Raw genomic sequence first — 15,519 nt, 5'->3', positions numbered from 1 at the left:
ACCTTGACCTGCTGGATCAGCGTCCAGATGCCGGGGAAGCGGGCGACCTCGGCGATGGTGGCGTGGAACAATTCATCCGCCTGGTGGAAGGCCTCGCGATCGTGCGCGGCGTCAGCCTCGCGTTGCCGTTCCAGGATCGCCCCGAGTGTGAGAAGCTGGCTGGCGGTCGCGTGTTCGGCGGCGATGCGGGCTGTGGTTTCCTCGAGCGCCTTGCGGACGATGAGGGCTTCCGGCAGCGCCGCGAGCGGAATGCGTGATACGAAGATGCCGGACTGTGGAAAGATGTCGACCAGGCCTTCGTCGGCCAATTTCAAGATGGCTTCGCGCACCGGCGTCCGGCTGACGCCATGGAGGAGGGCGATTTGTGCTTCGGAAATGGGCTCACCAGGTAACCGTTGCAGCGATATCAGCGCGGCGCGCAACTCCGCATGAATGCGCGACGCCGTGGTGGCCGCACGCGGCCGGCGGTTGCGGTGAATGCCTGTGGCCGAAAGGCGCGATACGCCCTCGGCTTTCCTCGTCGCGCGTGCCTTCACGTCCGCTCCCTGAATTGATATATTAGTATATGAAGCGGACTTGGCAACCGGGAAATTATCCCCTCGTCCCTGGCCGGCTGAAGCGCGCCCAACACCTTCCGCCCTGCGGGCTGGACTTGACCCGGCGAACAGGCCAGGCGGCGGAATAGAGCCACAGCCGAACACGCCCGGCTTTGCCGGAGGAGCTGAAAGGCCAGCATTCCACTTGAGTAAACGATCGACAACTGATCTTGCCGAGCCTTCATCTCGGCCAGGCCGCTGATCGCCCGACAAGGGACATCTTGTGACTGTCCGGGCGTGTCAATTTAGGGCGGACATCACGAAGCGGTCCGATCAAGTCGTACCCCGAGCTGACATATTCCATGCAGCCGGATAGGGGGCTACCGGTGAACCTTATCGCCCGCCGCAGTATTTCTCCCACATCGTTCGATAGGCCTGTTCGACGGCCCGCGTGTATGAGGCCGGGCCGCAGCGCATGCCGATAAGATCGGGAAGTTGGTTACGGATCGTCCTCAGCCGGTCCGGGGTCGATCGCAGGGCGATGTCCACGTATTGATCATCATCGGTGGCGATCCAGTCGCTCATGTCGATCGCCGCGAGAAATCCGCTGCCGACCCGGTTGGACAAACCGTTGCCCAGTTTCGTCACGATCGGCACGCCCATGTGAAGGGTTTCCCAGGTTGAGACCCCACCGCCATAAGGGAACGGATCGAGGCAAATGTCGACGTGCCGGTAGGCCGCGAGATGCTCCTCACGGGAGGTTGATCCCATCAGGCCGATCCGATCCGACATGATGCCGTGCGCCGCAAGGTTTTCCAGCAGCCGGGTTTGTATGGAGACGTCATCGAGGAGAAAATCCTTGATGAGCAATCGGGAGGTGACGTCGGACCGCAGAATTCGAGCCCAGACGTCAAGGACGGCATTGGACAATCGGCTCGCCCTCGTAAAGACGCCGTACGTCACATACCCATTGGATATCACCGGCGGCTCGAAGGCACGTAGTTCCGCCGATGGCGGCTCGATGATCAACGCGCATGGCAGATCATAGATCCGCTCCGCAAAAAGGTGACGCATGTCCAAGGGCACCCTGACCGGATCGGAGAACAGGTAATCCATCGTCGGCAGGCCGGTGCCGGTCCCGTCGCCCCATGCGGTGACCTGGATCGGGGCAGGCTTGCGCGCAAAGGTCCGCATCCGATTGCCTTGCGTGTGTCCGGAAAGGTCGATCAGAATATCGACCAGGTCGGACCGGATGCAATCCGTCAGCTGATCGTCGGACCATTGCACAACGTCTCTCCACTGATCGGCAACATGTCGGAACGAGCCCGTCACGGCGTCCTCGATCGCCGAGGTGGAATAGCAAATCACTTCGAACCGCGATTTGTCGTGATTTTCCAGCACGGGCCGGAAGGTGTATGCGGCGGAGTGATTCCTGAAGTCACCCGACACGTATCCCAAGACAATCCGTCTGGCCGGATCGAGATCATTCTGGTGGTGAGGCGGATGCTGCTCGGAAATCTTCGACCCGATCTGGCGCCACCACTCGGATCGTGCCGCCTGATGTTGCGCATAGCCGGCGCTACAGAAGTCCAATGAGAAGATTCGGCTCACCAAGGCGACTTCGTCAGCCGGGTTGATGGTAAGCGAGCGATCGAAGAAAGAAACCGCTGCTTCTGCATTGCCAAGCAACGCCTGGCATTGGCCGATCTGGGTCAGCGCTTTCGTGGAGTTCGGCTCGATCGCAACAGCGCGCTCGCAGGCTTCCAGCGCCTCGCTCACTTTCCTGCTCAACATCAACACGTTGGCGCGACCTAGCCAGCCGTGGGCAAGGCCCGGGTTGATCGAGATCACACGGTCAAAGTCTTCAAGCGCCTCGCCGTTCCGTCCTAGAATGAGCAGTGTCTCTCCGCGATTGAGCAAGATGGTGGTATTGTCCGGGGAGACTGCGAGCGCCAGATTGAATTCGGCGACGGCCTCGTTCGCCCGCCCCAGATCCTTGAAGGCGCAGCCCCGATCGATCCGGGCCGCGAGGTGCGTTTGCTCCACCGCAAGGATCTGATCGTAGCACGCAATCGCGTCGACGAACCTCCCGAGTTGGTGCAGGGCTTCGCCCTTGTTGATCAATGTATCCCAATGCCGTGGATCGATCGCGATCGCGTTGTCGTAGCTGGCCACTGCGTCAGTGAAACGTCCGAGCCGCGCCAACAACCTGCCCCGATTCAGATGCGCACCGAAGAAATCCGGCTTCAACGCCAGCAGATCGTCATAGCAGGCCAAAGCCTCAACTTCCCGCCGCAGAGCGGAAAGCGTGGCCGCCAGGGCGTACCGAGCCGTAGCAGATTGCGGATCAACCAGCAGGGCTCGCCTCAGCAGGGGTTCCGCCGCTTGCGAATTGCCGCTCTGGTGTTCGGACACTCCGAGCAAATAAAGCGCGTCGAAGTGCTTCGGGCACTTCTTCAGAACTTTTTTGTATCCGGCCTGAGCTTTGGCAAGATCGCCCGACCGGTGGTACCCGTTCGTCCGAGCGAGCAAGTCTGCGACATTGTCACTCTTCCGATGGGTTGGCTTCACGATGAAAACCTTTGGCTGTTGACTTAGTCCACCGGTCATTTTCCGACGCATGGCGGCGACGGGTGCCGAGCGCGACACGGTGGCCGGCCGAAGCTTCGACGAGAAGCGTGAACAAACTATTAACCATATTTCAGGTGGCGTCAGTTTGGCGAATGGCGGCGATGTTGAGCGTCGAGAGGGTGACGATGGTTGCAGGTCCGTAGGATGGATCACGATCCGCCGTCTTGGTCACCAAGATGGCGGATTACGCCTTCGGCTCCAATCCGCCCCGCGAGCTGCAGAATTGCGGAGATGACGAGGTAGTCCGATCAAGTCGTGAGTGACCATCGCGCTCCAAGAGGTAGACGACCAAACGATATTTGCCTGAAATGTTCGCCGAACATCGCCCCTTCGCCGACCCTGAGCAGTTCGTCGGGCGGGTTGGAGGCGACTTGTCCGCCGTAGCTGAGAGCGAGGCGGAAGCCGTAACCCGCCTCTTCGCTACCGACAAAGGACGCGACGCGATTTATGGGTTCTCGTCGGGCTCGCATAACGTGTCGTGTGGATGGATGGCAGTTTACGGCTTCGCCTCCAACCCGTCCTACGCGCCGGAGCGATCCTGCGACCTGCGCATCGCCTCAATCCTAACGGCTGGCGAACCCGGCCTTGATCCGCAGATCGCGCGCGTCGGTGCTGGTCAGCAACTCGATCAGCCGCTCGGCCGCCGTCGCATTGGCGGCGTGGACGGTGACGCCGGCCGTGTACATGGTCGCAAGCTCGCACCCCTGTGGCAGTGGCCCCGAGAATTCGACGCCGCTGGTCGCGATGATCTCGGTCGATTGCGTGCAGCCGATCGGCCGTTTGGCATCGGATGACGCAAGATGGCGCATCGCCGTGGCGCCGTTCGGATGGACCCTGAGCCGGTCCGCGACGGCATCGGCAATGCCGAGCTGCGCCAGCACCTTCGCCACGTGAATGCCGGCGGTCGATGCCTTGATGTCGGGCACGAAGATCGCATCGGCCGCGAGCAGCGCGGCGCGCAGGTCGTCGGCGGTGGTGACCGATAGCTTCGGATCGCCGCTGCGCACCGCGAGCGCGGTCTCCACCCGCCCGACATTGGCGATCGAGGCGGTGACCACGAACTTCTCCTCCGCCAGCCCAGCGAGGAGGGCGGCGGTGAGGATGACGATATCGGCGGCCGCACCGCGGCGCAATTTGTCGGCCATGACGCCGACTGCGCCGAATTCGCCGGCAATGTCGAGGCCGGTCGTGGCCTTGAAGGCTGGCGCAAGGCTTGCGACCAGGCCTTGCGCCGCGCCGCCGCTCAAAATGTTCAGATTGCGCTCCAGATTGTTCATGCGGACAATTCCATGGCCGCGATCAGGCTGTCGCGGGTGATCGGCAGGTTGCGGATGCGGACGCCGAGACCATCGAACACCGCGTTGGCGATGGCTGCCGTGACAGGGCCGTGCGCGGCTTCACCGGCGCCGACTGGCGCGATCTCCGGGCGCTGGACGACCTCGACCTCGACCTTCGGCACCTCGCTGAAGCGGAGGATCGGATAGTCCGCCCAGTTGGTGCTGGTGATGCGTTCGTGGTCGAAGCGGAGGCGCTCCTTCAGCACCCAGCTGGTGGCCTGGATCGCGCCGCCCTCGATCTGGTTGATGACGCCGTCGGGATTGATGGCTTCGCCGACATCGACCGCGATCGTGAGCTTGTTGACGCGGATATCCTCCTCGCCCTCGATCTCGGCGACGACGGCGCAATAGGCGCCCGTGTTCTTGTAACGCGCAAAGCCGATGCCATGACCGACGCCGGGTTTTGCGGCAGGCTTCCAGTTCGCGCGCCTGGCGGCGGCGCCGATCACGTCTTTGGCGCGCAGGTCGGAGAGATATCGCAGCCGGAACGTGATGGGATCTTCGCCGCGCTCGGCGGCAATTTCATCGAGCAGGGATTCGATCGCGAATACGTTGCCTTGCGCGCCCAGGGTTCGCAGCGCGGAGGTGCGGACCGGCATGGTGAGCAGGCGGTGGCTTTCGATGGTCCATGACGGGAAGTCGTAGAGCGGGATCGAATTGCGGTCGCCGCCGCCGCCATTGGCCTGCGGCGGATTGGACGAGATCATGCGCGGGTAGGGATCGGCGATCTCGCTTGCGGCCAACAGCGCCGGTTGCATCGCGCGCCCCGGCCGTGCCGCGTGACCGTTGCTCCAGATCGCATGGCGCCAGCCGACGATGTCGCCCGTCGCATCGAGATCGGCTTCGATCTCGATCGCCATCGCCGCGCCAAACGGCGCCTGCGTCATCTCATCGGCGCGCGACCATTGCACGCGCACCGGCCGGCCGCCGGCCGCCTTCGCCAGCAGGATGGCATCGAGTGCGACGTCGTCGGCGGCGTTGTGGCCGTAACAGCCGGCGCCTTCCATGTGCTCGACCATGATGTTCTCGAGCGGGAGCTTGAGCACCAGCGCAAGATCGGAGCGCAGCAGATAGACCCCCTGGCTATGGGTCCAGACCTGCACGTGGTCGCCGGTCCATTGCGCCACCGCGCAGGACGGCGCCATCGAGGCGTGGGCGATATAGGGGCGAGTGTATTGCCGCCGGATGGTACGATGCATCGCGCCGGCATGCGGCGCCACCCTGGCGTCGATCACCGTCGATTCCACCGGCTGGGCCTTCAGGAAACTCGCAAGATCGTTTTCGTCGGGCAGCGGCTCGCCCGACGACCAGGTCGCGGCCTTGCGCAACAATGTGATCGCGGTCTCGGTGGTGGCTTCGGTCTCGCCGATGGCGCCGGCAAAACTACCGTCGCGCACGATCGCGATGATGCCCGGCACGGCGCGCGCGGTGTCCTCGTTCAAACTCAGGAGCTTCGCCCGCGAAACCTCCGGCCGCAGCACGCGGCCATGCAGCATCGCCGGCCATGTCATGTCGTGAATGAAACGCCGCCGCGCGAACACCTTGTCGGGAATGTCGAGCCGCTGCACCGAAAAGCCTGCCAGCGCGCGTTTACCGAGCGGCTTTGGCGCGACGCCCGGTGTCGCGTCGCGCTCGAGTGACACCTCGCCGGCCAGTTCCCAATAGCTGGTCCTGACATTGCCGGGCCCGGAGATGGTGCCGTCGCTGATCTCGAGCGCGCTCGTCTCCACGCCGAGCCGATCGGCGGCGGCGGCGAGAAACAGCTGCCTGATTTCCGCGCATGCGTGACGAATCGCGCGGCCCGACTGCTGGATCGAGAGACTGCCCGAGGTGACGCCCTCGTTCGGGCTCGCAGCCGTCGAGGCGCGCACCATCTGCACCCGGATGATCTCGACATCGAGTTCGTCGGCCGCGATCTGGGCCAGCGCCGTGACGATGCCTTGCCCGATTTCGACCTTGCCGGGCGAGACGGTCACCTGCCCGTCGGCCGAGAATTTGATCCATGACGACAGTTTCGGGTTCGCCACCAGGCTGACCGGGAAATTTGCCGCGGCGCCGGTCATTGTGCCGCCATCTCGTGCGCCGCGCGCAGCACCGCCCGCACCATGCGATTATGCGAGCCGCAGCGGCAGAGATTGCGATCGAGCGCGCCGCGCACCTCCGCCTCCGTGGGCGAGGGATTCTGCTTCAGCAGCGCCGCCGCGCTCATCAGGATGCCGGATACGCAATAGCCGCATTGCAGGGCCTGTTCGGCGATGAAGGCGCGTTGCAAGGGATGCGGCCGTTCGGCGCTGCCGAGCCCCTCGATGGTGGTGACGTCCTTGTCCTTGACCGCCCACAGCGGCGTGTCGCAGGCGGTGACGGCGTGATCGCTGACGATGACCCGGCAGGCGCCGCATTCCCCGGAGCCGCAGCCGAAATGCGGCCCGGTCAACCCAAGCCGCCCGCGCAGCACATCCAAAAGCACATGATCGGGGTCGGCGTCGACATCGGTCGCAACGCCGTTGAGGCGGAATCGAATGCGCGGCATTGGCAGGCCAAAGACCCTATTGAGACTTGTCGAACTTCTTGACGACTCCAGCCCATTTCACAATATCAGCACGCAGGAATTTGTCGAATTCCTGCGGCGACATCGACACCGCGACCGCGCCCTGGTCGGCCCACAGCTTGACGATGTCCGGCCGCTTGACCGCTGCGTTCACCGCGCCGTTGAGCTTGTCGATGATCGGTTTCGGGGTACCCGCGGGCGCCATCAGCCCGAGCCAGATGGTCGCCTCATAACCGCCAACGCCGGCCTCGTTCGCGGTGGGCACGTCGGGCAGCACGCTGGAGCGGGTCTTGCCGGTGGTCGCAAGCGCGCGGACCTGCTTTGCCGCGATATTGGGCGCCATGGTCGTCACCGCGTCGATCATCATCTGCACCTGTCCGCCGATCACGCCGCTGCGGGCGTCGCCGCTGTTGCGGTAAGGGACATGCTGGAGGTCGATGCCGGCCATGGCTTTGAACAGCTCGCCGGCCATGTGATAGGGCGTGCCCACGCCCGCCGAGGCATAGTTGAGTTGTCCCGGCTCGGATTTCGCCAGCGCGATGAACTCCGCCAATGTTTTTGCCGGCACCGATGGATGCACGACCATGACGAGGTCGGCCGAGTTGATCGGCGCAACCGGTGCGAGATCGCGCATCAACTGGTATTTGCGCTGCGGCATCAGCGTTTCATTGGCGGTCTGGGTGTTCGAGATCAGCAACAGCGTGTAGCCGTCGGGCGGCGATTTGGCGGCTTCCTCCGTCCCGATCACGCCGCCGGCGCCGGTATGGTTTTCGACTACGATGGGTTGACCGAAATCCGCCTGCAGGACGTTGCCGAGCAGGCGGGCAGCGAGGTCGCCAGGGCCACCCGCGCCAAAGGGCACGATGATCCGGATCGCGTGGCTCGGATAGTCCTCGGCGGATGATGGCGAGCCCAGCATCGGCGCGGCAAGCAGCGACGCCACCAGCGTCAGCGCAAGCCTCGCGCAGGGCCATGAACGGCTCATTCGCATTCTCCCCGAACTTTCTTGTGGCGGGTAATCTAGCTGCAATGCAAACAGACTGTCGACGACAGACTGTGTGCGCAGCGTAGGAATAAAAGCTAGCTTGTGGGGTCGTCGACCTCTCAGGACGATGTCGCGGCAGTTGAAATCGAAAGCGAAATGATCAAGTCTCGCCGTTCCAGGAACTTCCACGTCTGATTCAACCGAGCATGGCCTCAGGATTGCCACAGACCACCGTCGCCGAGACCCTCGCCCAGAGAATCGTTGCCCTGAGGCCGGGCGCGCTGCCGGACGCGACGATCCTCAAATGCGAGGACCTGTTGATCGATGTCGTCGGCTTGTGCGTGACGGCGCGTGACGAGGACTATGTCGTCAGCGCAATCAATGGCTGCGATGACGACGGCGTGTGCACCGCGATCGGCCATCGTCGTACGTTGACGGCCGGCGAGGCGGCCTTCGTCAACGGCACCGCCGCGCATGGCGAGGATTTCGACGATACGTTCGAGGGCGGCCCGGTCCATGCCGGCGCGGTGATCGTCCCGGCGGTGCTGGCGGCCTGCGAGCGGCATAATCCGGATGGCCGCATGGCGCTGATGGGGGTCGCGGTCGGCACCGAGGTGCTGTGCCGGCTCAGCCTCGTGGTGCCCAAGGCGGTCCACACCGCCGGCTTTCATCCCACCGCGATCTTTGGCGCCATGGGCGCCGCCGCCGGCGTCAGCGCGGCACTCGGCCTCGATGCCGTGCAGATCGTCGACGCGCTCGGGATTGCCGGCAGCATGGCCTCCGGCATCATCGAATATCTCGCCGAGGGCGCCTGGACCAAGCGGCTGCATGCCGGCTGGGCGGCGCAATCGGGCCTGCGCGCGGCGCTGCTTGCCCGCGAGGGCTTCATCGGGCCGCGGACGGTGTTCGAGGGCGCGCACGGGCTGTTCAACGGCTTTGCGCGCACCACCGAGGGCGACTACGAGGCTTTGACCGGCGATTTCGGCCTGCGCTGGGTGATCGACGCGCTGGCGTTCAAGCTCTATCCCTGCGGGACCATGGCGCAGCCCTATATCGACTGCGCCCGCAGGATGGCGGCGCGCGGCGCAAGACCGGAGGACGTCGTCGAAATCGTGTGCGAGGTCGCGGAAGGCACCGTGCACCGGCTATGGGAGCCGCTGGCCGACAAGCAGCGGCCGCCGAACGGCTATTCCGCCAAATTCGCGGTGCCCTATCTGCTGGCGACCGGCTTCGTGCATGGCGGCGTCGGGCTTGGCGCGTTCACGGAAGGCGCCATCCGCGACCAGCGCGTGCTCGATCTGGCTTCCAAGGTGAAATTCGTGATCGATCCCGAGAACCCCTATCCGGACAATTATACCGGCCACATCAGCGCCACCATGAGGGATGGCAGCGTGATCGAGGAACGGCAGCCCTATCTGCGCGGCGGCGCGCAGGAGCCGCTCAGGCGGCAGGATGTGGTCGACAAGTTCGTTCTCAACGTCGAGTACGGCGGCTGGACCAAGCAGCAAAGCGTCGCCGCGTTGAAGCTGATCGCGGGGCTGTTCTATGAACGCATCGACCTCTCGGCCTTGCGCGGGTAGTGCGACGTGGCCGAAGCCAAGGAAGCAAACAAGGAACCGAGCAAGGAACTGAGCGGCAAGGTCGCCATCGTCACCGGCGCGGGACGCAATATTGGTCGTGCCATCGCGCTCACGCTGGCTGAGGGCGGTGCGTCAATCGTGGTCAATGCGCGCGGCAACCGCACGGAGGCGGAAGCGGTGGCGCGGGAGATCGAGGCGCTCGGCAGCAAGGCGCTGGTCCATATCGGCGACGTCGCCGATGCCAGCGCGGTGCAGGCGATGGCGGATGCGGCGCTCGCGGATTTCGGCTGCATCGACATCCTCATCAACAATGCGGCGCTGCGCCGGGAGAAGCCGTTCGCCGAGATGGACCATGCCGAGTGGCGGGCCATCCTCGACGTCACCCTCGACGGCGCCTTTCATTGCACCAAGGCCTGCCTGGCGAGCTTGCGCGCCAGCCGGACGGGAACCATCGTCAATATCGGCGGCCTGAGCGCGCATACTGGAGCGAAGGACCGCGCCCATGTGGTCACCGCGAAGGCCGGCATCGTCGGCTTCAGCCGGGCGCTGGCGCATGACCTGGCTGACGACGGCATCACCGTCAATTGCGTGGTCCCTGGTCTGATCGGGACGCCGCGTCCAAAGGACCGGCCGGAACCGGCGCATCATTTGACCCATCAGACCATCACTGGCGAACGCGGCACGCCCGATGATGTCGCCGCCTTGGTGCGGTTCCTGTGCAGCCCGGCCGCCCGCTACATCACCGGTCAGGCCATCCACGCCAATGGCGGCGCCTATCTCAGCAGCTAGTCCAGTTACGCTGATGCATGGCATGCGCGCGGATTGCGCGGGGATTGCCGGATAAATGCGCTCGGCGGTCGCTTTTTTTGATGCTACCAATTCGCATCATGAACAAGCACGCCCAGTTCGACCTCAAGGTCGATAACAAGGTCAACATCCGCCATTCCACCTGCCCGCACGACTGCCCGTCGGCGTGCGCGCTGGACATCGAGGTGATCGGCGGCCAGTCCATCGGCCGGGTCCGCGGCTCCAAGCTGCAGACCTACACCGCCGGCGTCGTCTGCGCCAAGGTCGCGCGCTATGCCGAGCGTATCCATCATCCGGAGCGGCTGATGCATCCGATGCGGCGGACCGGAGCGAAGGGCTCCGGCCAGTTCGCGCGGATCACCTGGGACGAGGCGCTGGACGAGATCGCCGATCGCTTTGGCCGGGCCGAGCAGGAGTTCGGCGCGCAATCCGTCTGGCCCTATTACTATGCCGGCACCATGGGCCTGGTGATGAAGAACGGCATCAATCGCCTGACCCATGTGAAGAAGTATTCGCGCTTTTACGGGACGATCTGCGCCAACGTCGCGCGGGTCGGATTTGCCACCGGCACCGGCAAGATCGCCGGCGTCGACCCGCGCGAGATGGCCGTCTCCGACCTGATCGTGATCTGGGGCACCAATCCCGTGAACACCCAGGTCAACGTCATGACGCATGCCTCGCGCGCCAAGAAGGAGCGCGGCGCCAGGATCGCCGTGATCGATATCTACAATAACGACACCATGAAGCAGGCCGACATCAAGATCCTGCTGCGGCCCGGCACCGACGGCGCCTTTGCCTGCGGCGTCATGCATGTGTTGTTTCGCGAGGGCCATGCCGATCGCGACTACCTGGCGAAATACACCGACTGTCCGGCCGAGCTCGAGGCGCATCTGATGACCCGTACGCCGGAATGGGCATCGGCGATTTGCGGCGTCCCGGTTGCCGACATCGAGGCCTTTGCGCGAGCGGTGGGCGAGACCAGGCGGACCTTCTTCCGTCTGGGCTACGGCTTCACCCGCAGCCGCAACGGTGCGACGCAAATGCACGCGGCGCTCTGCATCCCGGCCGTGACCGGCGCCTGGCAATATGAAGGCGGCGGCGCTTTCTTCAACAATGCCGCGATCTGGCGTTTCAACGAGAAGATCATCGAGGGCCATGACGCGATCGATCCGACGACGCGCGCGCTCGACCAGTCCAAGATCGGGCGCATCCTGACCGGAGATGCCGAGGCGCTGCGCGGCGGCGGACCGGTCAAGGCGATGCTGATCCAGAACACCAATCCGATGACGGTCGCGCCCGAGCAGGCGCTGGTGCGGCAGGGTTTTGCGCGCGAGGACCTGTTCGTCGCGGTGCACGAGCAGTTCATGACCGAGACCGCGCAGATGGCCGATATCGTGCTGCCGGCGACCATGTTCATGGAACATGACGATCTCTATTACGGCGGCGGTCATCAGCACATCTCCGTGGGGGCCAAGCTGATCGATCCGCCCGGCGAATGCCGGTCCAATCACGAAGTCGTGCAGTCGCTGGCCCGGCGGCTGGAAGCCAGGCATCCCGGCTTCGAGATGACGCCGCGCGAATTGATCGACGCCACGCTCGAGCTCAGCGGCCATGGCGACATCGCGGCATTGGAGGCTGATCTGTGGCGCGACATTCAGCCGGATTTCCGCGCCTCGCACTATCTCGACGGCTTTGCCCATGCGGACAGGAAATTCCATTTCAAGGCCGATTGGGCGCATCCGCCGTTCGGCCTTGTCATGGGCGAGGTGGCGAAGATGCCGACGCTGCCGGATCACTGGACCGCGATCGAGGAGGCGGACGAGGCCCATCCATTTCGGCTGGCCACCAGCCCGTCGCGCAGTTTCCTCAACACCACGTTCAATGAGACGCCCTCGTCGCAGGCGCGCGAGGGCAAGGCCTCGGTCCTGATGCATCCGCTTGATGCGGCGGCGCTCGGGATTGCGGAAGGTGAGGCAGTGACGCTCGGCAATATGCGGGGCGAGACGACGCTGACCGCAAAATTGTTCGAGGGATTGCGCCGCGGCGTGCTGGTCGCGGAATCGGTCCACCCGAACAGCGATCATATCGGCGGTCGCGGCATCAACACCCTGACCGGGGCGGAAGCCGTGGCCCCGATCGGCGGCGCGGCCTTTCACGATAACAAGGTTTGGGTGAGGAAGGCTGTTCTGGTTGCCTAGTACCGCCCCGTTGCGCGGTGTCGGCTCCATATCAACTCTCAATGACTTGACAGCGTGGCAGGCCATCGGTCACCCCTGTTCCGCGGCAAGTTGTCCCGGGAACGCAAACCGCGCTTTGACAGGGGCTGGACCGGTAGCTTATCTAGCGCCGCGTCGCGACGGTGAGCCGCAAACGCCGCAGAGCGCCGCACCGCTGTGAGCACTGTTCCGATTATGTTCCCATTGGTTGCATTTGTCCCGGCCGAATCCGAAGAGTGCCTCGCATGAATCCCTCCTTCCGGCGACAGCTGGCCGACTATGTGGAATATCACCGGGATCCCCGGAACTGCGCGGCGCATGTCTTCGGCATTGTTTTCCTGTTCATGGCGGCGATCCTTCCCCTCACCATGGTTCCATTTCCAAGTCTTGGCGCCCACGTGAGTCTTGCCACGCTGATGGTGCTGCCGGTCCTGGTCTATTGGCTGTTGCTTGATCTGGCGTTGGGACTGGCGATCGTCGCCGTGGCCGCTCTGCTGCTGTCGACCGCCGTGATGATCGTGGATCACACCAGCGGTTATGCCATCTGGGCCCTGGCGGTGGTCTTGACCGTGCTGGGTGTGACCTCCCAGATTGTCGGTCATCGGGTGTTTGAGCAGCGCAAGCCATCGATGGTCGATCACCCCGCTCATTTCCTGCTCGGTCCGATGTTTGTGATGGCGAAGCTTTTGGTCGCGCTTGGATTTCGGCACGACCTCGCAGCCATCATCGGACCAGCCGATGCGGTGACGCCGCGTCCGGTTTCGCCCGGCGCGAGCGACCGCTGATCAGGCGGAACTGTAGTATGACACGTACGACACTCGTCACGGGCGGCAGCGGCTTCATCGGCCAGTATCTGGTGTCCGAACTGGTCACCAGGGGCCGAAAAGTGCGCGTGCTGGACGTGCGCGCGCCGAGCCGGTCGTCGCCGGCGGTGGAATTCGTCGAAGGCTCGGTGCTCGACACCGCGCGGGTGAACGACGCAGTCGCCGGCGCCGACGAGATCTATCATTTGGCCGGGTTGCCCGGCATGTGGAAGCTCGATCGCGCGGAATTCCACGACGTCAATTTCATCGGCACGCGGAACGTGCTCGCCGCGGCGCGTCAGCGCTGCGAGGTGCCGTTTCTGCACTGTTCGACCGAGTCCATCCTGTTTCACGCGCCGCAACCCGGCGACGTCGCCGCCGAAGAAGCCACGCTGTCGGTCGACGACATGCCGGGTCCGTATACGCGTTCCAAGATGCTCGCGGATGAGCTGGCGCTGCAGGCGGCCGCCTCGGGCTTCCCCGTCATCGTCGGCTGTCCGACCATGCCGATCGGTCCGCACGATCACAATGTCACGCCGCCGACCGCCATGCTGCAATATTTTCTCGGCGGCGGGTCGCTTCAGCTGTATCTCGACTTCATGGTCAACTTCGTCGACGTGCGCGACGTCGCGAAAGGCCTCGTCCTGGCGATGGAGAAGGGCCGGGTCGGGCACCGCTATGTGCTTGGCGGCGAGAGCCTGCCGCTCAGCCGGGTGCTCGCGCTGATGGCGACGGTCAGCGGCCGCCGCAGGCTGTTGATGCGGGTGCCCGGTTGCATCGCTGAGCTGTCGGCGCGGTTCATGGAGTTGAAGGCCGATCACGTGACCGGGCGCGCGCCGTCGGCGACGGTCGAGGGGGTCAGAATCGCGCGGCGGGCCACCGCTCTTTCGGTCGAGAAGGCGAGGTGCGAACTCGGCTATGCGCCGCGTCCGGTCGAGCCGCTGCTGCAGGAGATCATCGCTCACATGTTGGGAGTATCCCCAAGCGAAGTCCTCGAGCATGCTTGAGCACCAAGGCGACATCAGTGACGCCATCCTGAGCGGATGGATCGTCACCTGGCCGACCAGATTGCTGGCGTTGATCTGGCTGGCATGGGTCGTCAGCTGGGTGGTGGCCTCGTTCTGGTCGGGGCGGACCAAAGCCCATGTGCGGACGCTGGATTCCTGGGTCTATCGTCTGCCCATCCTGATCGGGGGCATCTTGCTGTCGCCCTGGACGTCGCGCGCGCTGGGCGAGAGCAGGCTTTACGATCCCGGCAATGGCGGCACCTATCTGCTGGCCGTCGTTCTCGTCTGCGGCATCTCGTTCACCTGGTGGGCGCGCATCCATCTCGGGCGGTTCTGGTCCAACGCGATCACCCACAAGGAAGACCATCGGATCATCGATACCGGGCCCTATGGCATGGTTCGCCATCCGATCTATACGGGACTGATCCTCGCGATCCTGGCGACCGGCGTGGCGGTCGCGACCATAAGCTCGCTGCTCGGCGCGCTGTGCATCGCGTTCGGCGAATGGCAGAAGGCGCGCATGGAAGAGGGTTTTCTGTCCGCCGAGCTCGGGCAGGAGGCTTACGGACTTTATCGGCGCCGCGTCCCGATGATCGTGCCGTTCCTCACCGTTTTCAGGGCCGCCCCCAAAGCAGATGTCGAATCCGCAACTGCCAAATCAAGTGCGAAATCGAACGTGAAGCCGAAGTCAGCGCCCTGACGAGGCCGGTGCGGCCACGGCGGTGGTCAGCGGCATCAGATGCCGCGGTACCACGACGCGCTGACCGGCCGTGAGCGGAGCTGAGTCCGACATCTTGTTGACCTGGGTCAGCGACCACAAAGGCAGATGAAATTCCAGGGCGAGCCCCTGCAGGGTATCGCCGGCGCGGGCGGCAATCGAGGTGCCGCTGTCCCAGAGCTCGATGTCCTCCTTGGGCGGAACGACATAGCGCAGCGGTACATTCTCGCCCTCGACTTTCGATGGGGTCGCCACCAGCTCCCGGATCTTCGCGACCAACTGCTGGTGGACGATATCCATCTTGTCGATCGTGATGTGCGAGACCTCGTCGTGCCGGTCCAGGTCGTAACT

General features: G+C 64.3%; 13 protein-coding genes. 6 read left to right on the top strand and 7 right to left on the bottom strand.

What is annotated here, in order from left to right; translation table 11 throughout:
- The 6 genes from WCB02_RS22435 to WCB02_RS22410 all read right to left on the bottom strand — a co-directional run.
- Positions 1-479 (bottom strand): GntR family transcriptional regulator (locus tag WCB02_RS22435; protein ID WP_423961536.1); only part of this gene is annotated, 479 nt, incomplete at its 3' end.
- 450 nt (positions 480-929) lie between these two features.
- Positions 930-3,107 carry a tetratricopeptide repeat protein gene (locus tag WCB02_RS22430; RefSeq protein WP_423961534.1) on the bottom strand — a complete coding sequence of 726 codons (2,178 nt, stop codon included), beginning with the start codon at positions 3,105-3,107 and terminating at the stop codon, positions 930-932.
- A gap of 623 nt (positions 3,108-3,730) precedes the next feature.
- On the bottom strand, positions 3,731-4,444 hold the full coding sequence (locus WCB02_RS22425) for a molybdate ABC transporter substrate-binding protein (protein ID WP_423961532.1): 714 nt from the start codon (positions 4,442-4,444) through the stop codon (positions 3,731-3,733).
- Positions 4,441-6,567, bottom strand: coding sequence for a molybdopterin cofactor-binding domain-containing protein (locus WCB02_RS22420; protein ID WP_423961529.1), 2,127 nt, complete (start codon positions 6,565-6,567; stop codon positions 4,441-4,443). Before WCB02_RS22420 ends, WCB02_RS22425 begins: the two co-directional genes overlap by 4 nt.
- Positions 6,564-7,034: a (2Fe-2S)-binding protein gene (locus tag WCB02_RS22415; RefSeq protein ID WP_423961526.1), complete on the bottom strand. Its 471-nt coding sequence runs from the start codon at positions 7,032-7,034 to the stop codon at positions 6,564-6,566. Before WCB02_RS22415 ends, WCB02_RS22420 begins: the two co-directional genes overlap by 4 nt.
- Positions 7,035-7,050: 16 nt before the next feature.
- A complete protein-coding gene (locus WCB02_RS22410; protein WP_423961524.1) occupies positions 7,051-8,037 on the bottom strand; it encodes a tripartite tricarboxylate transporter substrate binding protein in 987 nt (328 codons plus the stop codon).
- Between the two features lie 206 nt (positions 8,038-8,243).
- On the opposite strand from WCB02_RS22410, the gene WCB02_RS22405 reads away from it, so the two are divergent.
- From WCB02_RS22405 to WCB02_RS22380, 6 genes are all read left to right on the top strand, one after another.
- Positions 8,244-9,617 (top strand): MmgE/PrpD family protein, encoded by a 1,374-nt coding sequence (locus WCB02_RS22405; RefSeq protein ID WP_423961522.1) that lies wholly within the window; start codon positions 8,244-8,246, stop codon positions 9,615-9,617.
- A 6-nt stretch (positions 9,618-9,623) separates the two neighbouring features.
- Positions 9,624-10,406, top strand: a complete 783-nt coding sequence (locus WCB02_RS22400; RefSeq protein WP_423961521.1) for a 3-oxoacyl-ACP reductase family protein — start codon at positions 9,624-9,626, stop codon at positions 10,404-10,406.
- A 98-nt stretch (positions 10,407-10,504) separates the two neighbouring features.
- The gene (locus WCB02_RS22395) at positions 10,505-12,622 is read left to right on the top strand and encodes a molybdopterin oxidoreductase family protein (RefSeq protein WP_423961519.1); all 2,118 of its coding nucleotides are present in this window, start codon (positions 10,505-10,507) and stop codon (positions 12,620-12,622) included.
- Between the two features lie 263 nt (positions 12,623-12,885).
- The gene (locus WCB02_RS22390) at positions 12,886-13,425 is read left to right on the top strand and encodes a DUF962 domain-containing protein (RefSeq protein ID WP_423961517.1); all 540 of its coding nucleotides are present in this window, start codon (positions 12,886-12,888) and stop codon (positions 13,423-13,425) included.
- A gap of 17 nt (positions 13,426-13,442) precedes the next feature.
- Positions 13,443-14,450 (top strand): NAD-dependent epimerase/dehydratase family protein, encoded by a 1,008-nt coding sequence (locus WCB02_RS22385; protein ID WP_423961516.1) that lies wholly within the window; start codon positions 13,443-13,445, stop codon positions 14,448-14,450.
- Entirely contained in the window at positions 14,443-15,150 is a 708-nt protein-coding gene (locus WCB02_RS22380; protein ID WP_423961514.1) for a methyltransferase family protein, read from the top strand. The genes WCB02_RS22385 and WCB02_RS22380 overlap by 8 nt, the downstream gene beginning before the upstream one ends.
- Here WCB02_RS22380 and WCB02_RS22375 read toward each other — a convergent pair.
- Positions 15,139-15,519, bottom strand: a 381-nt coding sequence (locus WCB02_RS22375) for a LysM peptidoglycan-binding domain-containing protein (protein ID WP_423961512.1), incomplete at its 5' end; no start/stop codon positions are given. The genes WCB02_RS22380 and WCB02_RS22375 overlap by 12 nt on opposite strands.

Origin of the sequence: Bradyrhizobium sp. (genome assembly GCF_049581145.1) — a bacterium.
Classification (GTDB): Bacteria; Pseudomonadota; Alphaproteobacteria; order Rhizobiales; family Xanthobacteraceae; genus Bradyrhizobium.
Note: the sequence above shows the minus strand (reverse complement) of the source record. Positions and strands in the feature narration are given on the sequence as shown.